The sequence below is a fragment of the Ruminococcus sp. J1101004sp1_RTP21198st1_B9_RTP21198_201120 genome (genome assembly GCF_040924245.1).
GTDB classification, from domain to species: domain Bacteria; phylum Bacillota; class Clostridia; order Lachnospirales; family Lachnospiraceae; genus Blautia_A; species Blautia_A faecis.
Genome location: NZ_JBCOMI010000009.1, coordinates 15,365 through 40,110, shown reverse-complemented (window position 1 = coordinate 40,110; position 24,746 = coordinate 15,365). Strand labels below are relative to the sequence as shown.

General features: G+C 41.3%; 30 protein-coding genes and 1 pseudogene. 16 read left to right on the top strand and 15 right to left on the bottom strand.

The window, feature by feature from the left end; all coding sequences use genetic code 11:
* Window positions 1–24 precede the first annotated feature (24 nt).
* Both AB5618_RS07660 and AB5618_RS07655 read left to right on the top strand, forming a co-directional pair.
* Window positions 25–1,089, top strand: coding sequence for an FUSC family protein (locus AB5618_RS07660; protein WP_173771334.1), 1,065 nt, complete (start codon window positions 25–27; stop codon window positions 1,087–1,089).
* Entirely contained in the window at window positions 1,079–1,651 is a 573-nt protein-coding gene (locus AB5618_RS07655; protein ID WP_008115839.1) for a CDP-alcohol phosphatidyltransferase family protein, read from the top strand. Before AB5618_RS07660 ends, AB5618_RS07655 begins: the two co-directional genes overlap by 11 nt.
* A 168-nt stretch (window positions 1,652–1,819) precedes the next feature.
* On the opposite strand, the gene AB5618_RS07650 is transcribed toward AB5618_RS07655, so the two are convergent.
* Both AB5618_RS07650 and AB5618_RS07645 read right to left on the bottom strand, forming a co-directional pair.
* A complete protein-coding gene (locus AB5618_RS07650) occupies window positions 1,820–1,993 on the bottom strand; it encodes a hypothetical protein (protein WP_226815871.1) in 174 nt (57 codons plus the stop codon).
* Window positions 1,986–2,696, bottom strand: coding sequence for a S24 family peptidase (locus AB5618_RS07645; protein ID WP_148463582.1), 711 nt, complete (start codon window positions 2,694–2,696; stop codon window positions 1,986–1,988). Before AB5618_RS07645 ends, AB5618_RS07650 begins: the two co-directional genes overlap by 8 nt.
* Before the next feature lie 182 nt (window positions 2,697–2,878).
* Between AB5618_RS07645 and dinB the strand changes: the two genes are divergently transcribed.
* The 3 genes from dinB (at window position 2,879) to AB5618_RS07630 (ending at window position 5,181) form a co-directional block, all read left to right on the top strand.
* Window positions 2,879–4,129, top strand: coding sequence for a DNA polymerase IV (dinB, locus tag AB5618_RS07640; RefSeq protein WP_195968505.1), 1,251 nt, complete (start codon window positions 2,879–2,881; stop codon window positions 4,127–4,129).
* Between the two features lie 5 nt (window positions 4,130–4,134).
* Entirely contained in the window at window positions 4,135–4,380 is a 246-nt protein-coding gene (locus tag AB5618_RS07635) for a hypothetical protein (protein ID WP_330386437.1), read from the top strand.
* Window positions 4,381–4,617: 237 nt separating this feature from the next.
* Window positions 4,618–5,181 carry a hypothetical protein gene (locus AB5618_RS07630; protein ID WP_173683453.1) on the top strand — a complete coding sequence of 188 codons (564 nt, stop codon included), beginning with the start codon at window positions 4,618–4,620 and terminating at the stop codon, window positions 5,179–5,181.
* A 74-nt stretch (window positions 5,182–5,255) separates the two neighbouring features.
* Here AB5618_RS07630 and AB5618_RS07625 read toward each other — a convergent pair whose 3' ends face one another.
* The 8 genes and pseudogenes from AB5618_RS07625 to AB5618_RS07590 form a co-directional block, all read right to left on the bottom strand.
* Complete coding sequence (locus AB5618_RS07625; RefSeq protein WP_118511955.1) at window positions 5,256–5,465, bottom strand: DUF6219 family protein; 210 nt, start codon at window positions 5,463–5,465, stop codon at window positions 5,256–5,258.
* A 132-nt stretch (window positions 5,466–5,597) separates the two neighbouring features.
* Window positions 5,598–5,819: an MmcQ/YjbR family DNA-binding protein gene (locus AB5618_RS07620; protein ID WP_226815879.1), complete on the bottom strand. Its 222-nt coding sequence runs from the start codon at window positions 5,817–5,819 to the stop codon at window positions 5,598–5,600.
* 72 nt (window positions 5,820–5,891) lie between these two features.
* Window positions 5,892–6,783, bottom strand: a pseudogene (locus AB5618_RS07615) (radical SAM protein).
* A 79-nt stretch (window positions 6,784–6,862) separates the two neighbouring features.
* Window positions 6,863–7,333 (bottom strand): GNAT family N-acetyltransferase, encoded by a 471-nt coding sequence (locus AB5618_RS07610; RefSeq protein ID WP_005924656.1) that lies wholly within the window; start codon window positions 7,331–7,333, stop codon window positions 6,863–6,865.
* A complete protein-coding gene (locus AB5618_RS07605; protein WP_118512127.1) occupies window positions 7,333–8,808 on the bottom strand; it encodes an amino acid adenylation domain-containing protein in 1,476 nt (491 codons plus the stop codon). The genes AB5618_RS07610 and AB5618_RS07605 overlap by 1 nt, the downstream gene beginning before the upstream one ends.
* 20 nt (window positions 8,809–8,828) lie before the next feature.
* The gene (locus AB5618_RS07600) at window positions 8,829–9,503 is read right to left on the bottom strand and encodes an alpha/beta hydrolase (protein ID WP_118338790.1); all 675 of its coding nucleotides are present in this window, start codon (window positions 9,501–9,503) and stop codon (window positions 8,829–8,831) included.
* A gap of 375 nt (window positions 9,504–9,878) precedes the next feature.
* The gene (locus tag AB5618_RS07595) at window positions 9,879–10,082 is read right to left on the bottom strand and encodes a hypothetical protein (RefSeq protein ID WP_118512131.1); all 204 of its coding nucleotides are present in this window, start codon (window positions 10,080–10,082) and stop codon (window positions 9,879–9,881) included.
* Between the two features lie 26 nt (window positions 10,083–10,108).
* On the bottom strand, window positions 10,109–10,828 hold the full coding sequence (locus AB5618_RS07590) for a hypothetical protein (RefSeq protein ID WP_148463132.1): 720 nt from the start codon (window positions 10,826–10,828) through the stop codon (window positions 10,109–10,111).
* A 138-nt stretch (window positions 10,829–10,966) separates the two neighbouring features.
* Here AB5618_RS07590 and AB5618_RS07585 point away from each other — a divergent pair, with 138 nt between their 5' ends.
* From AB5618_RS07585 to AB5618_RS07555, 7 genes are all read left to right on the top strand, one after another.
* A complete protein-coding gene (locus AB5618_RS07585; RefSeq protein WP_118062271.1) occupies window positions 10,967–11,131 on the top strand; it encodes an Arc family DNA-binding protein in 165 nt (54 codons plus the stop codon).
* A 395-nt stretch (window positions 11,132–11,526) separates the two neighbouring features.
* Window positions 11,527–12,003, top strand: coding sequence for a sigma-70 family RNA polymerase sigma factor (locus AB5618_RS07580; RefSeq protein WP_148463131.1), 477 nt, complete (start codon window positions 11,527–11,529; stop codon window positions 12,001–12,003).
* An 82-nt stretch (window positions 12,004–12,085) separates the two neighbouring features.
* Window positions 12,086–12,274: a helix-turn-helix domain-containing protein gene (locus AB5618_RS07575; protein WP_055057014.1), complete on the top strand. Its 189-nt coding sequence runs from the start codon at window positions 12,086–12,088 to the stop codon at window positions 12,272–12,274.
* A gap of 129 nt (window positions 12,275–12,403) precedes the next feature.
* Window positions 12,404–13,243 carry a helix-turn-helix domain-containing protein gene (locus AB5618_RS07570; protein WP_173716689.1) on the top strand — a complete coding sequence of 280 codons (840 nt, stop codon included), beginning with the start codon at window positions 12,404–12,406 and terminating at the stop codon, window positions 13,241–13,243.
* Between the two features lies 1 nt (window position 13,244).
* Window positions 13,245–14,645, top strand: coding sequence for a tyrosine recombinase XerC (locus AB5618_RS07565; protein WP_148463130.1), 1,401 nt, complete (start codon window positions 13,245–13,247; stop codon window positions 14,643–14,645).
* Window positions 14,646–15,478: 833 nt separating this feature from the next.
* Window positions 15,479–16,003 carry a hypothetical protein gene (locus AB5618_RS07560; protein WP_368366639.1) on the top strand — a complete coding sequence of 175 codons (525 nt, stop codon included), beginning with the start codon at window positions 15,479–15,481 and terminating at the stop codon, window positions 16,001–16,003.
* A complete protein-coding gene (locus AB5618_RS07555) occupies window positions 15,997–16,914 on the top strand; it encodes an N-6 DNA methylase (RefSeq protein ID WP_330637366.1) in 918 nt (305 codons plus the stop codon). The genes AB5618_RS07560 and AB5618_RS07555 overlap by 7 nt, the downstream gene beginning before the upstream one ends.
* On the opposite strand, the gene AB5618_RS07550 is transcribed toward AB5618_RS07555, so the two are convergent.
* The 4 genes from AB5618_RS07550 to AB5618_RS07535 all read right to left on the bottom strand — a co-directional run bounded on the left by AB5618_RS07550 (window position 16,858) and on the right by AB5618_RS07535 (window position 21,529).
* Window positions 16,858–17,616 carry a hypothetical protein gene (locus AB5618_RS07550; protein ID WP_148463801.1) on the bottom strand — a complete coding sequence of 253 codons (759 nt, stop codon included), beginning with the start codon at window positions 17,614–17,616 and terminating at the stop codon, window positions 16,858–16,860. The genes AB5618_RS07555 and AB5618_RS07550 overlap by 57 nt on opposite strands.
* 307 nt (window positions 17,617–17,923) lie before the next feature.
* Window positions 17,924–19,027, bottom strand: a complete 1,104-nt coding sequence (locus AB5618_RS07545) for a glycoside hydrolase family 172 protein (RefSeq protein WP_368366638.1) — start codon at window positions 19,025–19,027, stop codon at window positions 17,924–17,926.
* Window positions 19,028–19,053: 26 nt separating this feature from the next.
* Window positions 19,054–20,352 (bottom strand): ABC transporter substrate-binding protein, encoded by a 1,299-nt coding sequence (locus AB5618_RS07540; protein ID WP_368366637.1) that lies wholly within the window; start codon window positions 20,350–20,352, stop codon window positions 19,054–19,056.
* Between the two features lie 118 nt (window positions 20,353–20,470).
* Entirely contained in the window at window positions 20,471–21,529 is a 1,059-nt protein-coding gene (locus AB5618_RS07535; protein WP_296086456.1) for a LacI family DNA-binding transcriptional regulator, read from the bottom strand.
* A gap of 371 nt (window positions 21,530–21,900) precedes the next feature.
* On the opposite strand from AB5618_RS07535, the gene AB5618_RS07530 reads away from it, so the two are divergent.
* The 3 genes from AB5618_RS07530 to AB5618_RS07520 all read left to right on the top strand — a co-directional run bounded on the left by AB5618_RS07530 (window position 21,901) and on the right by AB5618_RS07520 (window position 23,162).
* Window positions 21,901–22,284 carry a hypothetical protein gene (locus AB5618_RS07530; protein WP_227200188.1) on the top strand — a complete coding sequence of 128 codons (384 nt, stop codon included), beginning with the start codon at window positions 21,901–21,903 and terminating at the stop codon, window positions 22,282–22,284.
* A 78-nt stretch (window positions 22,285–22,362) separates the two neighbouring features.
* Entirely contained in the window at window positions 22,363–22,533 is a 171-nt protein-coding gene (locus AB5618_RS07525; protein WP_015535374.1) for a hypothetical protein, read from the top strand.
* 26 nt (window positions 22,534–22,559) lie between these two features.
* Window positions 22,560–23,162 carry an alpha/beta hydrolase gene (locus AB5618_RS07520; protein ID WP_148463806.1) on the top strand — a complete coding sequence of 201 codons (603 nt, stop codon included), beginning with the start codon at window positions 22,560–22,562 and terminating at the stop codon, window positions 23,160–23,162.
* Between the two features lie 27 nt (window positions 23,163–23,189).
* Here the strand turns inward: AB5618_RS07520 and AB5618_RS07515 are convergent, their stop codons facing one another.
* The gene (locus AB5618_RS07515; protein WP_055154026.1) at window positions 23,190–23,627 is read right to left on the bottom strand and encodes a MerR family transcriptional regulator; all 438 of its coding nucleotides are present in this window, start codon (window positions 23,625–23,627) and stop codon (window positions 23,190–23,192) included.
* Between the two features lie 119 nt (window positions 23,628–23,746).
* Here AB5618_RS07515 and AB5618_RS07510 point away from each other — a divergent pair, with 119 nt between their 5' ends.
* Window positions 23,747–24,745: an alpha/beta hydrolase gene (locus AB5618_RS07510; RefSeq protein ID WP_148462883.1), complete on the top strand. Its 999-nt coding sequence runs from the start codon at window positions 23,747–23,749 to the stop codon at window positions 24,743–24,745.
* Window position 24,746 lies beyond the last annotated feature (1 nt).

The following is a 24,746-nucleotide window of genomic DNA, read 5'->3' as shown; positions in this document are numbered from 1 at the left end:
AAATTAGAAGATGGGAGGATTTATATGACATTTTATCAGGAGTTGCAGTTAAATCAGGCAGGTTCTAAAAAACTGTTGAAAAAGAGTGAAACACTAAAAGAAAAATTATATCATATGTGGGTATATCTGGTGAAGATAGCTGTTACAATGGCATTTTGTTTTTTCTTTGTTAGTATTTTCAGCATCCTATTTGGAAATGAGAACAGCATTGTAGGTGTAGTAGTCTTATTATGTCTCATGGTGTTTAGAAATGCGGATCTGGGGATCCACACCGGACAATCTACGATGCTTTTGGCTTTGTTCTTTGTAATTATGACTGTATGTCCGCATTTAGCAAATCAGTTTTCACCGGTATTGGGAATGCTGTTAAATATTGCGGCACTGGCTGTGTTGATTCTGTTCGGATGCCATAATCCATTCATGTTTAATCAATCTACATTGGTTCTTGGGTATCTGCTGCTATATGGTTATGATGTTACGGGAAAAAGCTATCAGATGCGATTAGTCGGAATGGCTTTAGGTGCAGCACTTACCTGCTTCGTATTTTATCGAAATCATAAAAACAGAACTTATAAAAGAAATCTGAAAGATCTGATACAAGAATTTGATATCACTTCTTCCAGAACAAAATGGCAGATATGTCAGATTTTATGCGTACCGATTGTCCTTTGCATTGCAGAACTTTGTAATATGCCACGTGCAATGTGGGCTGGTATTGCGGCCATGTCCGCGATTTTGCCGTTTATGGAAGATATGCGCTACAGAGTCCGTAAAAGGATTGTCGGAAATATTGCAGGTGTTATATGTTTTACAGTATTATATTTTCTGCTTCCTTCGTCAATCTATGCATATATAGGAATTCTTGGTGGAATCGGTGTAGGATTTTCAGCACAATATGGCTGGCAGGCAGTATTTAACACATTTGGTGCTTTAGCCATTGCTGCAGAGACTTATGGACTACAAGGAGCGGTTAGTCTTAGAGTGATTCAAAATGTTTTTGGTGTTGTGTTTGCTTTAGCATTTTGTGTTATATTTTATTGGTTTATGTCTAAAAAAAAGGAAAGTGAGATGACCGTACATGCAGAGTGAAGTGAATCAGGAAGAAAATTTGAATAGAATTATTACGGTTCCTAATCTTCTTTCTTTTTTTCGGCTTTGTCTGATCCCGGTAATTATATGGAGTTATTGTGTAAAGAAAAATCCTCTGTTAGCTGGTGAAATCTTATTGCTGTCTGGTCTTACGGATCTTGCTGATGGATATATCGCAAGAAGATTCCATAGGATTAGTAATTTAGGAAAAATACTTGATCCGGTGGCTGATAAGCTGACACAGGCAGCGATGTTAATCTGTCTGTTTACTCGTTTTCCGCATATGCTTCTTTTAATCGTAATAATGGCAGGTAAGGAGCTGTATATGGTAGTCAGTGGATGTCTTGTGATACGAAAGACAGGAAAAGTACATGGTGCAGACTGGCATGGAAAGATAGTAACCTTTTTATTATATGGAACTGCAGCGGTGCATATTATATGGTTCCACATTACACCGATGGTATCAGATCTGTTGATTGGTTTGTGTGCTATAATGATGGTCATATCGGTCGCTCTGTATATTATCCAGAATACCAGGACGCTTAAGGGAGAGACTGTATAAGCAATTTTATATTGCAATGACTAGAAAAATATTTAGGAGAAGATAGATATAAACAGTAAGTCAAACACACAAACTATGGAGTCTTTAGTCGGTTTAATAAAATTTTAGATAGAAAATAAATCATTATAAAAAGATCCTGTTCATACTATGATATATAGAACAGGATCTTTATTTCGCCAGGAAATTGCTCTGAATCTCCATCGGCATATGATAAGCCTGGCCTCGTTTTGTCAGGCTGTATAATTTAAAGCTCATTAGTTCCGGAGTCGCATTCAATGAACTGCAGAGTCCGAAATAATCCAGGTCCTCGTTCTGAACCATCAGCCTTTTAAAATTAGCCAACTACTTTTCCAAAAGTTTTTAAGATGGATCCGGAAGTGACTTGGATAGGGGCATATTTTTTATTTAGAGAAATAAGCTGAATACCGGAATCGGATTGATGATATTTCTTTACATAAGCATCACCATCAAGGAAGAAGACACCGATTTCTCCTTCTTCAAGTGTTTCTTGTTTATGAATCCAGATGATCTGTCCATCCAGATAGAGAGGCTCCATGCTGTCACCACATACCCGGATACCGAAGTCAGCACTGGAAGATACTTCATCACCAACTTCAATTTCGGAAAAACGGTCGGAATCAAGGAATTGTCCTGTTCCAGCTGAAACCGGGAGATCATAGAGACTGAGAGTTCTTCGTGGAAATTGATAAATGATTGGTTCTTCTCGAATGTATTCCCCACTTTTCATTAATAGGTTCATGTAGTCAAGAACTTTGGCTTGTCCTTCGTCATTTAATTTGGAGAAAAGTTTCTCATCCGTTCCAATCTGGAATGTTCTATTTATATCGGAAATCTCAAGAATCTCACAGAGGGCAAAAAATTGTAAAACATTTGGCAGGTTTACATTTTTTTCCCATTTACTGATAGAATGAGCTTTTACATCTAAGCCTCTTTCACACAGAAGAGCTGCCAGTTGTGGTTGAGACAGTTTTCGGTCTTTTCTTTTATTAGCAATAATGGATCCAAAATCTTTCTTTATCATCATACACCTCCATATGCAGGTATTTATTCCCTATATATACTATAACCCATAACAGATAAAAAATCAACAATAATAGCGTTAAAATCCATAAAAACGATATATCTGCTACTTTACAAAGATTTAAAAGCGATATATAATGCCTATATAGAAAAAGAACGCACGTTCTAAAAAGGAAAGGTGAAAATGTGGAAAGAACAATATTGCACAGCGATGCCAATTGTTTTTATGCTAGTGTGGAAATGCTTTATCATCCAGAATATGTTGGTAAGCCATTAGCTGTAGGAGGAGATTCTGAAGCGAGGCATGGAATTGTATTGACGGCGAATTATATTGCGAAGAGAAGCGGCGTTAAGACTGGCATGGCATTGTGGCAGGCAAAGCAGGTTTGCCCGGATTTGATATTTGTGCCTCCGAGGATGGATTTATATTTGAAATTTTCCTCAATGTTGCGAGAAATATATTCGGAATATACGAATCAAGTTGAACCGTATGGATGTGATGAAGCTTGGCTTGATGTAACTGATAGTTTTTCACTGAAAGGTGACGGAAGAAAAATTGCAGAAGAAATTAACAGAAGGGTAAAGAAAGAACTGGGTATTACGGTAAGCATTGGAATTTCCTGGAATAAAATTTTTGCAAAACTTGGAAGCGATTATAAAAAGCCTGATGGAATTACAGAATTTAATCGGACGAATTATCGTGAACTAATCTGGAAACTTCCGGTATCAGATCTTCTATATGTAGGAAGATCAACGAATAGAACTTTACAGAAATATGGTATTCGCACAATCGGAGAACTGGCAAGAACAGATCCAAGTTTTCTGGAACGGCAGCTTGGGAAAATGGGACTTGTCATTTATTCATTTGCGAATGGCTGGGATGATTCGCCAGTTTCAGTAGAAGGATATCAGGCACCGATAAAGTCTATTGGCAACAGTACAACGACACCCAGAGATCTGGAAAATGATCAGGATGTACAGATTATTCTGATGGCATTGGCAGAAAGTGTCGCAGCCAGACTGCGGAAACATGGTTTTAAATGTAATGTAGTGTCAATTTCGATTCGTGATAATGGGTTATTTCATTTCTCCAGGCAAAGAAAGCTGCAGGATCCGACCGACATTACAGATGAGATAATGAGTGCAGCATACCAGCTTTTTAGAGAGAACTATCATTGGCCTCGTCCAATCAGAAGTCTTGGAATCCGTGCAGATGATCTGGTTATGGGGCAGGTTCCGGTGCAGTTAGATTTATTTATGAATGAGCAGCGCCGGGAAAAACAGGAGAAGTTAGACAGGGCAGTAGATGATATCAGGCGACGGTTTGGATATCACAGTGTCCAGAGAGCATTTATGTATCAGGATAAAATATTATCCAGCCTGGATGCACAGGGATCCCACACCGTTCATCCAGTTGGATATTTCAATGGGAGGTAAGTGCTTTGAATGATAACAAAGTTTATGTAGAAGTCATTGTAAAATTCAGCACAGAAGGCGCAATGATGCCAATAGAATTTATTTGGGAAGATGGAACTAAATATTTAATTGATAAAGTAAAATCGAAAGAACGTTGTGCCAGCCGGAAAGCAGGTGGTACAGGAATTATGTATACTGTAATGGTAGATGGTAAGGAATGCCATTTATATTATGAATTTGATAAATGGTTTATGGAGCGCAAGAGTGCGTAAAGATTTAAGAAAGAAAATGGGATCTGCGGAAGAGCTGACCTTTCCCTTTTGCTCTTTTCAGATTGACATATAAGGGCATTACATCTATGTTCATGAAACAATATGCCCACTATATTGTCCATGCAGATGTGTCTCTGCTCAAGAATAATTCTTATTGAGCTTCCGTCAAAATCACAGGGATGGGAGTGTAGAACGTCAGAGAAAGACGATTCAATACGAAAAAAGGAGATTTTGATAATGACAGAGAGAGATTATGCGATTAGATCGTTTAAGGAAATTACATTAAATGCAGCACAACATACAGAAGAGAGAATGGATCTGTACTATGAAAAGATTAAAGCACTGATGAACAATTATCAGGATTTGATTTTGGAAAATCAGATGGTTTTGGATGAATTAGAGCAAGAGTGTCAGGAAAAGATCAATGAGAATATGGCCTATGCCCTTCAGTATATGGATGCCTATGATTACCGCATGAATTTAGGAAAACTGAAAAAAGAAGTAAACAATATCATTCTAATCTATGGACTTTGTGATATGGTCAACCGGGCAATGACACTGGTAAAATATTTTACGCCGAATTTTGGAACAGAATATTATGATGTGCTTTATGGCTGCTTCTGCAGGCACAGAAAAATGACAGATATGGAAATTATGCTTGAACTGGGGATGAGCCGGGCAAGTTTTTATCGAAAGAAAAAAGCAGCTCTCCGGTATATGGGATATTATTTTTTTGAAATCGTAGTGCCACAGTCTGCAAACAAACGATATAAGCCATCTTTTCCAGAAACGGAAGAGTAGATTTGAAAGAGCCTGATGGAATCTCCCCTTTCCATCAGGCTTATATATAATGGAATACTCCCCTATTCCTCTTATTATTCCGCAGATTCTTCAGCTGCAGTTTCTTTCTTTTTTCTGGATTTGCCAGAAATCATTTTATGACCTGAGTAAATGGCCATAGCCATACAAATCAGTGAACTGAATGCAAAATATTTATGAGCTGATTTCATATCCTTGTAGCCGGTGTAGCAAGTTCCGATCATGGAAACCAGTGCACCGATAGACCAGTATTTATGTGATTTCATTTGAACCTCCTGAGCTTTTTTATATCATACATCTTTTTAAGAAATATGCAAACTGGAATTTATCAGTATCTCTTTTTGCATGTTTTGGGTATCGTTGCTTCATAACTCATATCAAGCAACATTTTGATTTTGTCATCTGATACGCTGCACATCCAGTGCAACAGTAATCCAGCTATCCTTGCTCATGTGATACGCCGGGAAGAAGCCGGGTTCCTCTCGTAGTGTGCCAATCAGAATTGGGTCACATTTGAAATCGACCACTTCCAGCATTTCTTCGCCTTGCAGCCCCAGCTTGTTCTTTGGTACATCCATAATCAGAGCAAACCACTTCCGATTATTACAATGCCGGAACACCTCATAATTCGGATATTTGAGCCACGGATAATCTGTCTCGGCGTTATATGTCTGATTCTAATTCTGCGCGTTTCATAACCTCACCTCTACAACTTCTAGCTTTCTGCATGTTACTATATAGTTTTGATTACCTGTTCTTCTGCATTTTGGCCGAGGGATAATCTCTTCGTTGAAAAAATAATTGACCACGATAGGCGGATCGTTGAACGGGCGTTTGATGGAATCATCATCCTGGACATACAGTAGCCCTTCCTCTTGGCAAAACTGCCGCATCTGCGCATCCAGCATTGACCAGTAGCTGCGTTCTTTTTTATTGTAAATGGTATCGTACAGCGGCAGCAGGTCTGGATGTTTTTCCGTTATATAGTCAAAAATCGTTTTCTTATAACCGCCCCGCAAGTTTAGGTTTTCCAGCCAGACCAAATTACATTGATTCTTCGCCCGGTGGATGATGGAGGGCAGGTCGGTGAGGCCGGGGAAAATCGGCGAGATAAAGCAGGTGGTGCGCACACCAGCATCATGGAATGCTTTCATAGCGGCCAGCCGCCGCTCAATGCTCACTGCATTGTCCATATCAGCGCGAAAATCTTCGTCCAGTGTGTTTGATCGACCAGGATACCCGCGCATTGGGGAATGTTTTAATGAGGTCAAGGTCACGCAGCACCAGGTCAGACTTGGTAGCAATACTGAGGCTACATTCACTGCCCTGCATCTGCTCCAAAATGGCGCGGGTGCGGCAGGCGGTTTCCTCCAGCGGCTGATATGGGTCGGTCACGTAACAGAGAAACAGTTCTTTCCCTGCATACCGCTCCGGGTGTTTGATTTCCGGCCAAAATTTAACGTCTATGAACTCTCCCCAGGGCTCCGGGTGATTGGTAAAACGCTTCATAAAAGATGCGTAGCAATATTTGCAGCCGTGGCCACAGCCCACATAAGGATTGACCGAATAATCACTCACAGGCAAATTGGATTTTGTGAGGACGCTTTTTACTTCAACGTTTCAGATGATTGGCTCCATTGTATGTATGCTCCTTTGATTTTGCTTATTTTTCACGGGACAGTTTCATCATATCCTTCATATCGGCAAAACCGATTGTTTGATACAGCGGCCTGCCTTTGTTTGAGGTTTCAAGATAAATTTTTGAAATATGCCGCTGACGAGCCTGCTCTACAAGCCACCTGACGATTCTGTTCCCTATGCCGTGTCCGCGAAACTGCGGCCGGGTATAAATGTTCATCAGGTAGGCACATTTCCCGTTTAGATTGTCCGGTGAGGGCATCTCATGATAGAGGCATATCCCGCCGCAGCCGACGATTTCCTCCCCTACGTAGGCAAAGCAGGCAATATGTCCGCCCTGCGGCAGTTCTGTTTGATAGTAGCGGCGATTTTCCGATTCCAGCTCTGTTACAGACCGCTCCGAGGGGATGGAGAATACCTCATGCAAGACTTCCATTCGCCATTGCATCAATACATTCAGGTCCTGGATCGTGGCCTGCCGGATCTGAATCTCCATTATAATGCCCCCGCTTTCATTACCACCGGCAGTTTCGACACATCCGGCTTACCGTTGACATTCAAAGGAATCTGCTTCATCTTCACAAAGAACTCTGGGATCATAAAGGAAGTCAAATTTTCAGACAGTTCTTTTTTTACTTCCGAGACTTTCAGCTTATTGTCGGAAGGCACCACATAGGCGGTCATATAGGACAGTCCATCCTCGTCTGTAAAAGCCCGGACAATAGCCTGCTGCACATCCTTGCACCGATAGAGCCGGGACTCCACCTCGGCAAGTTCCACCCGCTTGCCGTAAATCATGATCTGGTCGTCCTTGCGGTGCAGGAATGCAATGTTGCCATCCGGCAGGATATAGCCCAAATCGCCGCTGCGGTACATGGTGCTACCGTCCGGCTGCCGCTCAAAAGCTCTGTTTTCCTCGGCATGGTCGCCAATGTAGCCCAGAGATACACCGCCGCCATAAATGCAAATCTCACCCGTCTGCCCTTTGGCAACCTCGTTGCCAGACTGATCCAGAATCCTGATTTGCGCACCTAGTACAGGATGACCGATGGGATAGGTACCGTCCTCCAGCACAGTTCCACTATTACAACGGTAATAGGAGGCGCAGACCGTTGTCTCGGAGGGGCCGTAGGTGTTGTAAACCTCTGCTTTGTTCAGCAGGTGATCCACATAAACGCCCCGCAACACATCGCCGCCGCTGATAAGCAGCCGCAGAGAGGACGGAATGACAGACAGGTGGTTCATTTCTGCCAGCAGATACGGAAAGCCGCTGATCATAGTCACATGGTGGCGTTCCACAAAAGCCATCAATGCATGGATGTCGGCCTTATCCTCGTCAGCGGGGATGGCCAGAGCGGCACCATTCAGCAGACTGGTGAACACTTCCTCCACAAAGATGTCAAAAGAACAGACGGAATATTGCAGCATGACATCACCGGGGCCGGGATGGAACTCGTTGGCAAAGGCACGGACATAATGGCAAACATTGCGGTTGGTGACACAGACACCTTTGGGCCGCCCGGTGGTACCTGACGTATACAGCACATAGGCGGGGCGTTCCGGGTCTTCGATGGCGTTGCGCTTCCAGGAGGGCGTCTCCACGCCGCAGATCTCACAATCTGTATAGCGGATGGGGAAACTGCTCAGTTTGGGCGCAAAGGCGTGTTCCGTCAGCACAAAATCCACCTGTGCCTCGGTCATCATGTCATGGATGCGCCCGGTGGGAAAATCCGGCTCGGCTGGGACATATCGGCCGCCGCATTTGAGTACCGCCAGAATCGAGGCAATCATCTCGGTTCGGTGACGCATGACGATGCCGATGCTGTGTACTTCCTGCGGAAAGCTGCACGTGATCATATCCACCATGTTGGACAGCTCTCCAAAAGTCATGGCGCGGTCGTTTTCAATGATAGCCGGGGCATTTTCATGTTCTTTAACTACTTTCTGAAAAAGCGAATAAATCGTATCCATCGTTTTATCTCCTTGTCGGTTTATCTATTTAATATCCAGTGAATGCCAGCCGCTGTGCGCTTGTTGCACGCCTGATAGTGGCTGCCACTGTTCAGTACGAAGGTGGTTTCGATGCCTTTCCCGTGGCACAGTGTTTCTATCTCCTGCGTATTCTGCTGCACAACGTTCAAAATCGGATTATCGGTGGAGCTCTCCTTGTCTCCGAGAGAAAAATACAGACAGTCAGGTTTGCGCTTCATCTCATGGGAGCACACATATTCCATGATGCCCTCAAACCAGAAGGAACCTGACATACTCGCTGCGCGGGCAAACACATCCGTTTGGTAGAGAGCGTAGAGGGCGAACAGCCCGGCCAGCGAGTAACCGGCGAGGCCCCGCCAGGCGGGCGCACCGGGAAGGAGCGCTTCCGCTTCCGGCATAATTTCATCCAGAAGCAGTTTCAGGTAATCATCCGCACCACCGGTGCAGGGCGTATCGTGTTTAGAGATCGGCCCCATATACCACGGTGTCATGTCATGATCCCATTTCAGCTTACTGACCGCCACCAGACAGAAATCTGGGCAGCCGAGCGCCATCAGGTTTTTATACACACTGTTGACGGCATTGGAAAAGGTGTTGAGATAGATAACTGGGCTGCCCGGCTTTGCGCTTGGGTATATGTCCACTCTTTTTTGTTCTATGGTTAAAGAAGTCACCTTGTTGCCTCCTCTCTTGACGATTCATTGTATAAATATTGTACGGTATCCGAAAACGAAAGCAAGTACGCAGAAAGTTCGTACATATATTCATAATTATCCTTATATTCTTTATATTTCATCTCGATTTTTTCATCTCCTAATACGATACATTTAAATTTTCTGTTCCCTATAAAATTAATCTATCGGGCTTTACTAAATCGCCAAACAACGATTTATCTTTGCCTTATGTTATCATAATTCGGTTTAAATTGCTATAAATAGCCTTATCTCAATAATAGAAAATCCCAGAAATCATTAAGATTCCGAGGCCTTATGTTTGAACATATTTACCTTTTAATTTATGTAACAAATAAAATTTTGATTGACCTTTTGTTAATATGAATCAATCATCTGCATTAGCTTCTTATAAAATTCATTTCTATCGTTGTAAATTTTTTCCAATTCTTTTTCTGTAAACAGTGCATAGGCTCTATCAGGAACAGCTGTCAAGCCATCGCAGCTAAATGGTATGCGCCGCCCACCCCTGAAAATGGCTGCTTCCCAGTATTTTTTTCTAAAATATTTAATTATTCCCATATAGTATCACCTCTTTCCCATATTTGTTATATACGTTCTGGCAAGTAAAATACTTCTGTTCTTACTATATTATCATCAAAATCCATTTCTACATAATAGTCTCGGACAAAATATGCTCTCCAGTAATCTTGTAGTGAGTAAATTTCCAATGTCTTGAAATCAACTATGCACAATGGAATAGCTTCTTTATTTTCTCCGTCCGTCTTTCTGTATTCTAATGAAGCTGCAACTTTACTTAGGCAATTCTGGCATAAATGGTTTTCTAGCATGTTAGTATCAATTTCATAATTTTCCGGCAACGTCACATCTATGCTTGCCATACCACGGCTTGGAGTTCCGTCTGAAGAATAAGATATTTCACCTGTATTCCCAGAGAGGAATGAAGTTGAAGTAGCACTTTCTACCTCATTTCCATTTTCATCGTAATTTTTCAGTGGAAAATCAATCACATACCAGTCATTCAGCGAGATCAATCCAATAGTGTCAAAGTTTCTAAAGTAGCTCATCAGGCTTTCTTCCGCATTTCCGCATAGATAACATTCTGATGTGTTTTCCAGGGATGAGCGCAGATCGTCAAAAGTTACATCAATGTCAGCACGGTGTTTAGTAGATACTGGTTGGGAAGATGTCTGCTCATGGGCAGAGGCATAATATGCGATGATTATGGAGATAACAATTATGACTGCCAGTATGGAAAGCCAGAAATAATCTATTCGGATTTGATAATATCGCTTTTCTTTCTTCATATTTTTGATGCTCTCCCCTAATAATAAAATATAGTGTACTTAAAACAAGTTCATTTAAACCATTTTACCATGTTTTGTACTTAAAATGTACTCGTATTATGAACTTATTTTGTACTTATCAAATGGAGAGGAAGCCATATGGAAAAAGATAAACATCTTGGTCTTCGGATTGATTCTGAGACGCACGGAAAACTGAAAAGTCTTGCTGAATTTGAGGGGCGTTCTATCAATGGAGAAGTGCTGTATCTGATTCGTCAGGCGATTGCTCAACATGAGAAAGATCATGGCACATTAAATAAATAGGAAGATCATACATCGGGCTGGTGAGTTCCGGTGTATTTTTATGTCAATTTAAAAAGTATCAAATGATGATACTTTTATAGGAATCAGTGATACTTTACGGCAGGTATTTGAGATACCCCTGATACTTTGAACTGTTATACTGATTATGCTGGAAATAAAAGAACAGCAGGAAAACTTCATATGATTATTAGAAAAGCTCTTTCGGGTTAGCACCCCGGAGGGGCTTTTTTTGTTGCCCTGAAATTTTGATTTCCGGCCAATAAGCCACAGGTCTGCCTGATCTGGTGGCCTGAAAGGAAATCAGTACGCATGATCAGAGGCATCAGAAGGAGCCGGTCCCCTCCGCTCTTGAATTTGGAACACGAAACAGATTTCAAATTCAGGAGGAACGGACGATGTATGTAGAGCATCCATATAAATTCAATGACAAATTTTATGCAAAAGTTGATGGGAAATTTTATGAAATAACCAGAGAGGTAGCCAAGGCAATGCTTTCCGCTTACCGTAATGAAGTTTACAGAAGTAAAAAGTGGCAGCCGGAAGACCCAGAAACCATGACAAGAAAAACAAAGTGGACAGAGCTTCTGGACTGTGTTTTCAGTGAGAATACAGATGGAATCGGAGTGCAGGATTTACCGGATGAGTGCCAGCGGAGCGTAGAAGATCTGGTAATTCTGCAGGCTGAATCTGCAGAATTGCATCAGAATATCGCAAAGCTGTCAGAACATGAACAGTTTATTATCAAGTCCATCTACTTTGATGGTATGAAGCAGGTAGAACTGGCGAAAAAACTGGGAATTTCAAAGGTTAGTATGTCTCAGAAGGTCAGTGCAATCTTAAAGAAAATGCGGAAAATGTATGAAATAGGTTAAAGAGTGAGAACGGCACTCTTAACTTTTTCATGATTTTTGTATTTAGAAATAAAATCAAAACAGATTGAAAGAGAGTGAAAATATGGCAGAAAAAAGATGTTATACGGTGAAGGATTTACAGGAAATGCTGGATGTCAGCAGATCAACGGTCTATAAGCTGTTGAGACAAAATGAGTTCCGCTGGATTCAGTTAGAAGGCGGTGGCTACCGCATTTCCAAGAAGAGTTTTGACGAGTGGTTGGATAAGGGAAATGCTTCTGTGACATCCTAAATTTTTTGCGAATTGTGAGATATGATTTAAGAAAAATAAATGGAAGGAGAGTGAAACAAGGCAGTGATACAAAGAGTTGGATCGTCGGCAAAACCCCGAAAGTGGATGAGTGTCCACGAGATGGGGGATATGCTGGGATTAAAGAAGACGGATCGTTACTGGCTGGTTCATAAAAACTATTTTCGGACAGAAACATTGCTTGGAAAGATGAGGGTTGAAATTGCCAGTTTTGAAAAGTGGTATGCCAATCAGGACTGGTATCATAAAGTCAATGGAGAAGCACCGGGAAAGGAGTTGAGGCTCAGATCTTATTCCCCAAAAGAAATACAGGAAATGCTGGGGACGGACAACGCAACGGTATATGAGATATTGAAGAAAAACAATATTGAGACAGTTACCGTGAATGAAAGAATGCGAGTGCCGACGGATGCCTTCTGGGACTGGTATTACAGCCAGTCCAGATACCGTACACAGGAAGATCGTAAGAAAGATGCAGCTGCAGAGGCAGCCAGTCTCAGTATGCCGGAAATGGCCCGGCTGCTTGACGTTCCAAGAAGTACCGTATATGGAATCCTGAGCAGTAAAAAATATGCCCCATTGCTGGACGTTATTGTAATTGCCGGACGGAGAAGGGTGACAAAGGAGAGCTTTGAGCGATTCTTGCAGGCACAGGATACCTATGAGCTGTTTAATTTTGAATATGAAGAATTGGAGTTGAAAGAAAAACGGGAATATGAGAATTATAAGCGAAGATGCCTTGCAGAAGCAGATCACAGCCAGGAAAAAAAATGTCTGGAGTATCTGACAGTGCCGGAAGCGGCAGAACTGGCAGGAGTTGAGCCTGCAACCATAGCTTATTGGTACACCACAGGAAAAATCTCGGTCAGAAAAACAGGAAAGATTATTCGTATTCCAAGAGAAGCATTTGAACAGTGGTTATTGAAGCGGAAGGAAAAGGGGGTGGTATAGCATGGCTTCGATACAGAAGAAAAATAACAAATATTGTGTCGTATATTACTGTAAAGATACAGATGGAAAGCGGAAACAGAAGTGGGAAACGTATGATACAAAGAACGCAGCTAAAATCAGAAAAGCAGAAATCGAACTGAAAGAGAAAAAAGGCGGTATTATCGTATCGAACTGTAAGACGTTGGAGGATCTGATAAATGAGTATGTAGAACTGTATGGAAAAGACAGGTGGGCATTGTCTACCTATGACGGGAATATGTCATTGCTGAAGAATTATATATTGCCTATCATTGGGAAAACTCCACTGACGGATATCAATACCAGATTCCTGGAGATTTACTATAAGACGCTGACAAAGACGCCATCCGTTCCAGACTTGAACGGAAATGTCAGAAGCGAGTTCGTATCTACCAGTGTAATCCGTGATGTACATAAGCTGCTGAAGAGTTGTTTTAATCAGGCTGTGAAGTGGGACATCATGGAGAAGAATCCAGCATTTAAAGCGACGGTACCAAAGCATAAATCAGAGAAACGGGCAATATGGGATGCAGAGACCTTTGCATATGCTCTGGATGTGTGTGAAAATGAGTGCCTGAAATTGTGTATGAACCTTGCCTTTGCCGGTTCTCTTCGAATAGGAGAACTACTGGGGCTTACCTGGGACTGCGTAGATATATCAGAAGAAGCGATCAAAGAAAACCGGGCGTATCTTTATGTAAATAAGGAAGTACAGAGAGTCAGCAAAAAAGCGTTAGAGGAATTAGACCAGAAAGATGTGATCGTCATATTTCCAGAGGAGCGGAAAACGAATAAGACGGTACGCATTATGAAAACACCAAAAACAGAAAGCAGCGTGCGGAAAGTGTTTTTACCCAGGAGCGTAGCTGAAGAACTGATTGCATGGAAAGCACAGCAGGAGGAGATAAAGGATATTTTGCAGGAAGAATACCAGGACTATGGCCTTATCCTTGCTACTGAATATGGACTTCCAAGGGGCGGTGCGTATATCAGAGATTCCCTGAATAAGCTGATCAAACAACATGATTTACCACAGATTGTGTTTCACAGTTTCCGGCATATGAGTGTTACCTATAAGCTTAAGTTGAACGGCGGTGATATAAAGGCGGTACAGGGAGATTCTGGTCATGCACAGGCAGATATGGTTACAGAAGTGTATTCGCATATCATAGATGAAGACAGACGGCGCAATGCGACACTGTTGGAAGATTCCTTTTATAACAGGAAGAATCTGAATCCGCAGATCCATGATACAGAAAAGAGGACGATGATGGAAGTTCCAGAAGGAGTGGACGCAGAGTTACTTGCAAAAGTTCTCAGCAATCCGGAAATGGCTGTGTTGCTGACATCATTAGCAAAATCAATGCAAGGGGAACATAATTAGGATAAAAGTAGACCGGTGGAGAGCAAAATCTCTGCCGGTTTTATTTATGAGATCAAATCAGAGCATGTGAGAAAAAAGAGGTAAAATAGTGGTCAAAGCATCTTGCGTAAATGGCGGTATCTGATGTATAATTTAGAAGAAATCTGACAAAGAAAATAGTGTATCACACATTTCATTTCCCGCTTTTAAATGGGCAGGATAGTTGGATTTTATGATTTGAAAAATTATAGATGGAGTTGGCGCTTTATATTAGAAGCGTACAATCATTTTCTCAGAAAATGTAAAAATCCGGAATAATTTTCAATGATCTTATATGAACAGAAATAGTCCGGGAAGGCGCTTTTTTACTGGACTTATAAATGAATAGGTTGTCTCTGTTGGACTAGTCTGAACCTGCATAAAAGTTGCTCCTAAGCACTAGATGTGGGTTCGATTCCCGCACGGGACGTCCTATCAAAAGCGGAATGTATTAGAAAAATTTCTAATATAATTTCCGCTTTTTTGTTTTTTCAGAGGGAAAATGGAATGGAATATCAGCTAATACGGAAAGAATCCTATTAGCCGCTGTCTAATAAAACGCATTGCTGGTATAATAGCTGGAAATAAATCGAAATTCTAATAAAAGAGAAAAGCCAGCTGTTTATTTGAGAAAGTGGATGTAAATTCAAGCTCAGATAAGAAAAAAGAGGAAGGGAAATATCCGGCGGTAAGTTATTAGGTGTGAATACAATAAAATCTTTGCTTAGTGAAAACTAAGGTCAACAGTAAGCCTGTTTGGATCAGATTTCAAAAAGAAATCTATCTGGACAGGCTTTTTCTGTTACAGATAAGAAATGGAGGAAAGATATCAGGAAAGAGAAGAGGCACAGCAGTTGGCAGATATGCAGGAGCTTCAGAGCCAGTTACCGGATGTTGAATTGCCAGAAGATGCAGAAACGGAAGAACCATTATTTCCTGATCAGCAGGCAATGACAAACGAATTGCCTGCTCAAGAGGATTCAGAAATATCAGAACCAATACAGGTGGTTAATTTTCACATTACAGACGATGCTCTTGGGCGGGGGACTGCAAAAGAAAAATTCCGTGCAAACATCATGGCTATTCAGTTGCTTAAAAAATGCGAAAGTGAAAACCGTCATGCAACAGCAGAAGAACAGGAGATTTTATCCCGGTATGTTGGTTGGGGCGGATTGTCAGATGCTTTTGACGAAAGCAAGCCTGCCTGGGAAACCGAATATCTGGAACTGAAGACAGTACTAACCCCGGAAGAATCGCCAGTCTGTTATATCCAGATGCCAATATCCAGATTAAAGGATTTGAGAAAACAGATTACCCGAATGACTTTTTTGACGTGGTAATCGGAAACGTACCTTTCGGAGCCTATAAAGTAAATGACAGGCAGTATGAAAAGTACAATTTCTTTATTCATGATTATTTCCTCGCAAAATCCTTAGATCAACTTCGACCGGGTGGTGTAACTGCACTGATTACCACAAAAGGAACGATGGACAAAGCATCACCGGAAGTGAGAAGATATCTTGCTGAGCGGGCAGAACTGCTTGGGGCAATCAGACTTCCCAATACCGCATTTTCAGCCAATGCAGGAACAGAAGTAACGGCGGACATCCTGTTTTTTCAGAAGAGAGAAAGTATTTCCCATGAAGAGCCGGAATGGGTTCAGCTTGGTAGTGACGCAAACGGAATAAAGGTAAATCAATATTTTGCAGAGCATCCGGAAATGATTCTTGGAAAAATGGAAGAGGTTTCAGGTCCATATGGTATAGAAACAACCTGTTCACCGATAGAAGAAGCAGATCTGGAAATTCAGCTGTCAGAAGCAATCAAACATATTCAGGGAACTATGACACCTGCACTTGACCGGGAATCGGAACTGGATGAAATGATAGAAAGTATCCCGGCTGATCCGAACGTAAGAAATTACAGCTTTACAGTGGTTGATGATCAGATCTATTATCGGATCAATTCCCTTATGAATCCGGTTAAAATGCCGGCAATGACAGCAGAGCGTGTAAAAGGAATGATTGGTGTCAGAGATACCATAAGAGAATTGATTGCCCTGCAGATGGATGAATATTCCAGTGATGAGGATATTGCTGCTCTTCAGAAACGTTTAAATGAAGTTTATGATGCTTATACGGCAAAGTATGGTGTCATTGGAAGTAATGCCAACAAAAGGGCATTTTCGGACGATTCATCTTACTGTCTGCTGGTTCTCATACCGATAGATCATATTGACAATTTTTTGTAACAAAATTTCTTCCGTATATGGTTCAAAATGGATCTTTTTATTTTCTGCAGAGACACAGGGATAATAAATTCCAATGGCTCCATGATGCGGATTTTCCCCGTTACATTTTTTTCTCAGAAGCTTCCCAAGCTCCGGCGTCGTTTCTTTCAATACATGAGCCGTTCCCTGAAGCTGCTCCGAAAGCAGCTCGGCATTCAGAGGGTAACAGCCGTCCCATTTTTTTGTCAGATAGACGATCGGCAGCTGAAAGTGCTCTTTTCCAAGGAGTACCCTTTCTGCCAGTTCTTTTTCTCCGATTCCCAAAGATACGGGCTTCCCTGTAACAGGCAGCCTCCCATCCATTCCAGCGTACCCCTTCCGTATCACCAGTCTGATAAAATATGGGGGAGAAAAACGGTAAAAAAATGAGCTTGTCTGTTCTGTCACTTCCTGATCCAGCCTGACAGAAAGTCTCTTTTCTTCCAGATTCAGGACAAGATCAGACGTCCAGATCATTCCATAACTGTCTGTTTTCTGAAATCTTGCCGCGATTATCCGCTTTTCCGGAAGGTCTTCCACTGCCAGCAGTCTTTGTTCCTCCTGCCAGCGCACTCCCTTCATCCTGTCATGCGGACTTCCCTGATTCCACTCCAAGAGCAGCCGCACAAATTCTTTCTTTGAAAATGTTTCCTTCACCGGAATCATTGCAGAATAAATCTGCATAGAATCCCCCCTTTTTCTACTTTTCCTGCTAAAAATAAATACATAGAAATACCCCTTTCTTAAAAAATGGTGTAACGATTCATTTGAATGTGTGGTATTGTTTGGATTATAAAGATATAAAGATGATATAGATGAATAAAAAAGATAAGTAAAGATTGACTTTGAAATGATAGTCTATATTACCATGTATTGCGAGATTTTGCAAGTATTTAAAATCAAATCCAAATATCTTCGCCTGCATTCACAGAAAAAGAGCAGAAACTTTTTCCCGGAAAAGTTCCTGCTCTTTTTCATCTCTGATCAATTCTTATCTCGGCCAGCGCTCTTCTTTGGATAACAATTTCGGAAAAGGCTGATGCGGCTCTGACTGGTACCAGTAAGCAACACTGGATACATCGTCCTGCCGTTCAAAGAGACCTTTGTGGCAGACACCGATCTGCTGGATCGTCACACGGATGTCTTCGTCAAAAAGAATCGGATCCAAAATGTGCCAACGGTAAAAACCACGTTCCGTTGGTGTATCATTCATATGATAGGGATTATAGACTGTGTCGTCTTCTCTGGAATAATAGGGATATCCCATAAAAGGTGTGCAATACGTCTGTTCCTTGGCCACGCCATTTTCTGTTCTTGTAAAGCTCCAGGCGCCGCCAAAATAATCCTCTGTTCCCGTACCACAGATGGTCGGATATTCTTCATCACCATCCAGATAAACCTTTAATTCTCCCTCGCCCCACCAGTAACGTTCCAGGGCTGCAATGACCAGGTAGGTACCAACGTAATGACCTTTTCCTTTTACGCCATCCAGAATCGTATAGTCCTTCTTCAGCTCCGTCAGACGCTCCCGTCTCCATTGTGCATGGAAATAAGCCATATCCTCCGGAAGCTCATCATAAAGAGTATAATCAACCTGATAGAAAAATGCCGGTACTTCTGCTTCATGCTGGTTTTCCAATGTAATACGGGCTTTTTTTCGGAAAGGCATCTGAAAATAACTATTGAAGCCTCTGGAAGGATTCACCACGATCGGGAGCGAATTTACCAGACATTCTCTTGCAAACCCACAGCAGAAAAAATCTCCCAATGGACTTTCCACAGACGGTTCTTCTTCATCGTCCCAGTAAATCCTCAAAACCAGATCACGCAACACGTAATAATCTTTTTCCGTACGGTCTGTCACAGTCATCCAGATATGCTGTATCACACCCGGTCCTTCCATTTCAGCCAATACTCTTGTTTCTCCTGGAATGATCTTCTGCATGCAGGGAGAGCCTTTTCTGCCTGCGCCGAGGCTTCCTGCTGCCATTCCGCCTTTTCCCTTTTCACCTTTCGGATTTTCCTGATTGATACAACGGCTCTTTCCCTTTTTCTGAAGCATCAGTGAATCCAGGCTATTAGTAAACTGAAGCATGTTTTTCTCCTTTTCCTGCCTGTCTCTTATTTCTGATTCTGCCAATAGGTCTGGATTGCATCAGCTGCTGTATCCCGATCCATCATACCGGTAAGATACTGCTGCATAACGGCTCCGTTTTCTGACCAGAAATCTGACGGCAGGAGACGGCTGAATGCATAGGTACTGGATACTGCTCCGTTTGCAATATAATCCTGAGTAGAAGCAACCAGCGGATTATCATAAGAAACATCCACTTTACTGAACGGCAATGCCATATCCAGAAGATCGGACATCTCCTGTGCTTTCTCCACACAGAAAAATTCTACCAGTTTCTTTCCTGCTTCCTGCTGTTCCTCTGAATTCTGGCTTGCATCAATGCAGTAACCTTTGGAACAGAAAACGCCAAGTTCTGTATTTACCGCATCCTCTTCCTTTCCGGTCAGCGGACAGGGCATTAAACCGAATTCGTCATCTGCGGAAGCAGAATCTTTTATATAATTCCATGCCCAGTCACCCATAAACCACATGGCAACGTCACCTTTTGCAATGGCCTGACCATCAATATCTGTGTTTCCAACCAGCGGGTCATTGGCATTATAATTGTATTTTGCAATAATATCAAAGGTGTCCATCACGCTGTTCCAGGCATCGTTGCTCTTCAGTTCTGCGGAACCATCCTTCAGACTGTTGATGAAATTCTGCTGTGCTTCCGTATCTCCCTGAATACCGGAAAATACCTGGCTGAGATAGTGAGATCCCAAAGACCAGTCCACACCGGTAAACATGATCGGTGCCACGCCGCCTGCCTGAATTTTCTCACAGAGAGCCTCAAGGTCTGCATTACTCTTGATCGTAGAAGGATCGAAAGTCTCACCGGTAGCTTTCTCGATGACGGTTTTGTTATAAACGATACCCATGGCTGTCACACAGTTGGGAACTGCATAAAGTTCTCCGTCTTCACCTTTAAACACATCGAGATAGGATTCATCTACCTGATCCGTGATCCAGGAATCTTCTGTCAGATCATATGCTGCCATATTCTCAATATTTTCCTGGATATCGACCGGATCCATGATGGAAATGGTTGGCGCATCGCCGCTTGCGTAAAGAGTCATCCATTTCTGTTTCTCACTGCTGTCATAGGCAATATAGTTGACCTTGATATCCGGATTTTCCTCCATAAATTCCTCACATAACTGCTCAAACTGAGCATCCTTGTTGGGCAGTGTGGTGTAAAGGGAAATCGTTACCTGGCTGTCAGAATCTGCAGACACAGTCAGACCAGATACGAGAGAACCAGCCATTGCAGCTGTCATCAACGCACAAATCAGTTTCTTTTTCATTTGAATAACCTCCTTGGAAATTTCTTTTGCTGAGATATAGCCTAAATGGTTGTTTCCGGTTATTCAACCGGTTATTTCCAAAACCAGATCTTTTAACAAAAATGAAAACCACTTTTTGTTACTTCTGCCCAAAGTTTCTGTTTTTCACACTCTCCCTCACGATCAGTTCCAGCGGAAAACTATAACTATGTACGGCTACTGCTTCTCCCCGTATCCTTTTCATAAGAAGTTTTACCGCTTCCTTCGCTCGAAGAGAAGGATACTGACGGATGGTTGTCAGCCTGGGCGTCACAAGTTTTGCAAGAGGATTATCATCAAAACCTGTCACAGAAAGTTCTTCCGGAAGTTTTAATCCCTGCGCAGAGAATACATCCATAGCCTCACAGGCATAGTAATCCGAGCAGAAAAAAGCTACCGTATATTCCTGTTTTTTTGCTCTTGGAACAAAGCTTCTGAAAATTTCTGAACGCAGAAGCCGCTCCTCCGGCACCACAAAAATATCTTTCTCCTCAAGTTTTTTCCCCACAGCTTCTAAAGCCTCTCTTACTCCTTGCAGCTTTTCTTTCGTACTTCCATAATCCATCCGTTCGTCACAGAAAAAAGCGATTTTTTCATGTCCTTGACTGAGCAGATACTCTGCCATGCTTCTGGCACCATCCACACTCTGACCGCTGACATTATCATAATCCCCTTCCTCTGAATCAATAAAGACCACCGGTTTTGGCATACATTTTGACAAGTACTCACAGGTCTTTGGATTCTGTCCCAAAACCAGTACTCCTTCTACCTGAAAAGCCTGACTTTTCCGAATCAGTTCGTCTTCATTTAAAGAAGAATCGTACCACACATTTCTGTGATAAAGATGAAGTTCTTTTTCAATCGTTCCAAGCATTTCTCCACAAAAAGGATCCATGAGAATATTTTCTTTCGTTCCAAGACAAAAGCTTACCAGAATAAATTTTAATTCTTCTGTCTCTTTTTCCGTTCTGTAATCGGCAACATAGTGATAACGTACCAACGCTTCCTCGATCTTTTTTCTCGTTTCTGCTGACATTTTTCTTGTTTTCCCATGGATCACATTAGAAACGGTAGTTGTACTGACTCCCAGTTCCTCTGCAATTTCCTTGATTGTCACCATATTCCCCTCCTCCGCTTTTCTTTTTTTACTATAACAGATTTTGAGAAACTTTTGTATCCAGACAATAAAAAAACCAGAAGCTTTTGCTCCTGGCTCTTATCTCATATACCTTCAAAACCACACACAGAAATTTATTTCTTCCATCCGAATCTTTCTACCCAGACTGCCTTGTTATGGAAGTTCTGTTCGCTTCGCTCACAGAACAACCAACGCACTAGACTCTGTCTTCGTCTTCGACTTGCCAATTGTCAAGTGCTTTTGGCTTGGTTAAGCCTTCGACCTATTAGTATCAGTCAGCTCCACACATTGCTGTGCTTCCACCTCTGACCTATCTACCTCGTCGTCTTCAAGGGGTCTTATCGCTTTCGCATCTATTATTGATTTTATTTTATCTTGAGGAGGATATGAAAATGAGTGAAAAGAATGATTTTATACAATTACCACCAATCAAAAAAGACACACCGTCTGATGTGGTAGCATTTATCTGGGAGTACATGAAAGTACCGGAGAACTCGAGAGAAAAAGTTAAGAATCTGCTTAAAGATGCAAATGAAAATGGAGTAAAATTAAGTCATCAGGCACCAACACTGTATGATGTTGTCCCAAAAGAAGAAATTGCTGAATTTGAAGAGCTTATGCGCAAAACCATAGCTGACATTGTATCAGAAGCCAGTAGCGTTGCCTGTTGGGTGTATGTGCAGAAATATGTGAAACAGAAAACTCTTGATGAAATGCTGCAAGAATTGCCAGGAGCAGGCCAGTTTATCATTGTCATGGATACCTGGAAAGACTGATGGCGGAATAATGGATGCTATGATAGAATAAAGAAAACGATTTGAAGTGCAAATCGGTATTTTGTGGAGGAAACAAACATGGAAGATAATAAATCAATGACTGTCAAGAAAACGGTAAAATCAGGAATAACTTTTGGAAGTGCATTAGCTATGGTTATTAGTTATACAACGTGGAAGTCTGTCGGCTGGGCGATTTTTCATGGATTACTTAGTTGGGTGTATGTCATATATTTCCTTTTGCGCTATTAAATTTGAATTTGTGGAGGATAACTATTGTGGATAAAGCAGTTATTTATATACATGGAAAAGGTGGTAATGCTGAAGAAGCTATTCATTACAAACCGCTCTTTAGTAATTGTGATGTGATTGGTCTCGACTATATTGCACAGTTTCCATGGGAAGCAAAAGAAGAATTTCCATTACTTTTTAATTCAATTTATAGAAACTACAAGACTGTTGAAGTAATTGCCAATAGCATTGGAGCGTATTTTGCTATCAATGCCTTATCAAATCAGCAAATAGAGAAAGCATATTTTATTTCGCCCGTTGTAGATATGGAAAGGCTTATTGCTGATATGATGATTTGGGCAAATGTTACAGAGGATGAACTCAAAGAGAAAAAAGAAATTCAGACAACCTTTGGAGAGACTCTTTCATGGGATTATCTTTGCTATGCAAGAGAAAATCCTATTATATGGGAAATCCCAACGCACATTTTGTATGGTGAAAAAGATAATCTTACCGCTTATGGAACGATATTTGAATTTGTACAGAGGACTAATTCAACACTTTCTATTATGAAAAATGGAGAGCATTGGTTTCATACGGATGAACAAATGAAATTTCTTGATGAATGGATAATAAAATCTTCCAAATAAATTCCAGTTTGATGGAGAAAGCAAAAATCAGTCATGCCCTTTATCATATAGTTTCTGTATATTTTTTGGAAGTTTGTCAGGCAACATGGCATTTATAGCATCTTCGTTACCATCTTTCATTGCTGTTTCGTAATACCAGCACTTGAATTTTAAGAGGGAGAGAGTTTTTTGAAGTTCCTGAATTTCAGTTTCAACAGCTGATTTTCTGGTTTCAAATAATTCTTTCCTTTTTTCATAGCTGGAGCTGCCTTCAGATACCCAGATAAAAAATTGCTTTATATCTTTTATCTCAAGACCGGATTTCTTCAGACATTCAATGATACGAAGTGCTTCTAATTCATTATCGCTGAAATAACGGATATTTCCCTTGCGTTCCAGATTAGGGAAAAAGCCTTCCTTGTCATAATACCTTAATGTAGAAACAGGAAGATTAAACATTGCAGAGACCTGACCGATTGTATACATAAAAAACCTTCTTTCAAATTTATGCTTGACCTAAAGTTAACTTTAGACTGTAAGATATTTATATCATATACTATTGTTAGTGTAATTACAAGAAATTTTGCATATGGAGGATGTTAAATATGTTAAAAACAGAAGAATTAAAGCTGGTATCTGAATGGGATAAAACTTTTCCACAGAGTGAAAAAGTAGACCATAAGAAAGTGACATTTGTAAATCGTTATGGAATCACACTTGCTGCAGATTTGTATAAACCGAAAAATGCATCTGGGAAATATCCTGCAATTGCCGTAAGCGGACCATTTGGCGCAGTCAAAGAACAGTGTTCCGGATTATATGCGCAGACGATGGCTGAAAAAGGATATCTTATCATTGCATTTGATCCTTCTTTTACGGGGGAAAGTGGAGGCAATCCAAGATTCATGGCTTCTCCGGATATTAATACAGAAGATTTCATGGCTGCGGTAGATTTCCTTTCTGTTCGGGAAGATGTGGATCCAGATAAAATAGGAATCATTGGGATCTGTGGCTGGGGTGGAATGGCTCTTAATGCAGCTGCACTGGATACAAGAATAAAAGCAACCGTTGCTTCTACCATGTATGATATGACAAGAGTAAATGCGAATGGATACTTTGATTCTGAGGACAGTGAAGAAGCACGTTATGCAAAGAAACAGTCACTGAATACCCTCAGGACAGAAGAATACCGTAAAGGCGAATATTCAAGAGGCGGTGGTTGTGTTCCCCTTCCGGTTCCGGAAGATGCACCTTTCTTCGTAAAAGATTACAGTGAGTATTATAAAGGCAGATGTTATCATAAAAGGAGCCTGAATTCAAATGATGGCTGGAACAGTATTGGATGTATGTCATTTATGAATCAGCCAATATTAAAGTACAGTAATGAAATAAGAAGTGCAGTCCTTATCGTTCATGGAGAAAAAGCACACAGCTATTATTTTGGAAAAGATGCTTATGAAAATATGATCAAGAACAGCAAGTACACATCCAATAAAGAACTGCTGACAATTCCGGGAGCTGTTCATACAGATCTATACGATAATCCGGATGTGATCCCATTTGACAAAATTCAGAAATTTTTTAAAGAAAACGGAGTTGGTTAAT

Excerpts from the sequence above, each read along its gene's own strand:
- AB5618_RS07660 (WP_173771334.1), top strand. The coding sequence starts at position 25 with ATGACATTTTATCAGGAGTTGCAGTTAAATCAGGCAGGTTCTAAAAAA.
- AB5618_RS07655 (WP_008115839.1), top strand. The coding sequence starts at position 1,079 with ATGCAGAGTGAAGTGAATCAGGAAGAAAATTTGAATAGAATTATTACG.
- AB5618_RS07645 (WP_148463582.1), bottom strand. The coding sequence starts at position 2,696 with ATGATGATAAAGAAAGATTTTGGATCCATTATTGCTAATAAAAGAAAA.
- AB5618_RS07630 (WP_173683453.1), top strand. The coding sequence starts at position 4,618 with ATGACAGAGAGAGATTATGCGATTAGATCGTTTAAGGAAATTACATTA.
- AB5618_RS07625 (WP_118511955.1), bottom strand. The coding sequence starts at position 5,465 with ATGAAATCACATAAATACTGGTCTATCGGTGCACTGGTTTCCATGATC.
- AB5618_RS07610 (WP_005924656.1), bottom strand. The coding sequence starts at position 7,333 with ATGGAGATTCAGATCCGGCAGGCCACGATCCAGGACCTGAATGTATTG.
- AB5618_RS07605 (WP_118512127.1), bottom strand. The coding sequence starts at position 8,808 with ATGGATACGATTTATTCGCTTTTTCAGAAAGTAGTTAAAGAACATGAA.
- AB5618_RS07595 (WP_118512131.1), bottom strand. The coding sequence starts at position 10,082 with ATGGGAATAATTAAATATTTTAGAAAAAAATACTGGGAAGCAGCCATT.
- AB5618_RS07590 (WP_148463132.1), bottom strand. The coding sequence starts at position 10,828 with ATGAAGAAAGAAAAGCGATATTATCAAATCCGAATAGATTATTTCTGG.
- AB5618_RS07585 (WP_118062271.1), top strand. The coding sequence starts at position 10,967 with ATGGAAAAAGATAAACATCTTGGTCTTCGGATTGATTCTGAGACGCAC.
- AB5618_RS07580 (WP_148463131.1), top strand. The coding sequence starts at position 11,527 with ATGTATGTAGAGCATCCATATAAATTCAATGACAAATTTTATGCAAAA.
- AB5618_RS07575 (WP_055057014.1), top strand. The coding sequence starts at position 12,086 with ATGGCAGAAAAAAGATGTTATACGGTGAAGGATTTACAGGAAATGCTG.
- AB5618_RS07570 (WP_173716689.1), top strand. The coding sequence starts at position 12,404 with ATGCTGGGATTAAAGAAGACGGATCGTTACTGGCTGGTTCATAAAAAC.
- AB5618_RS07565 (WP_148463130.1), top strand. The coding sequence starts at position 13,245 with ATGGCTTCGATACAGAAGAAAAATAACAAATATTGTGTCGTATATTAC.
- AB5618_RS07560 (WP_368366639.1), top strand. The coding sequence starts at position 15,479 with ATGGAGGAAAGATATCAGGAAAGAGAAGAGGCACAGCAGTTGGCAGAT.
- AB5618_RS07550 (WP_148463801.1), bottom strand. The coding sequence starts at position 17,616 with ATGCAGATTTATTCTGCAATGATTCCGGTGAAGGAAACATTTTCAAAG.
- AB5618_RS07545 (WP_368366638.1), bottom strand. The coding sequence starts at position 19,027 with ATGCTTCAGTTTACTAATAGCCTGGATTCACTGATGCTTCAGAAAAAG.
- AB5618_RS07540 (WP_368366637.1), bottom strand. The coding sequence starts at position 20,352 with ATGAAAAAGAAACTGATTTGTGCGTTGATGACAGCTGCAATGGCTGGT.
- AB5618_RS07530 (WP_227200188.1), top strand. The coding sequence starts at position 21,901 with ATGAGTGAAAAGAATGATTTTATACAATTACCACCAATCAAAAAAGAC.
- AB5618_RS07525 (WP_015535374.1), top strand. The coding sequence starts at position 22,363 with ATGGAAGATAATAAATCAATGACTGTCAAGAAAACGGTAAAATCAGGA.
- AB5618_RS07515 (WP_055154026.1), bottom strand. The coding sequence starts at position 23,627 with ATGTATACAATCGGTCAGGTCTCTGCAATGTTTAATCTTCCTGTTTCT.
- AB5618_RS07510 (WP_148462883.1), top strand. The coding sequence starts at position 23,747 with ATGTTAAAAACAGAAGAATTAAAGCTGGTATCTGAATGGGATAAAACT.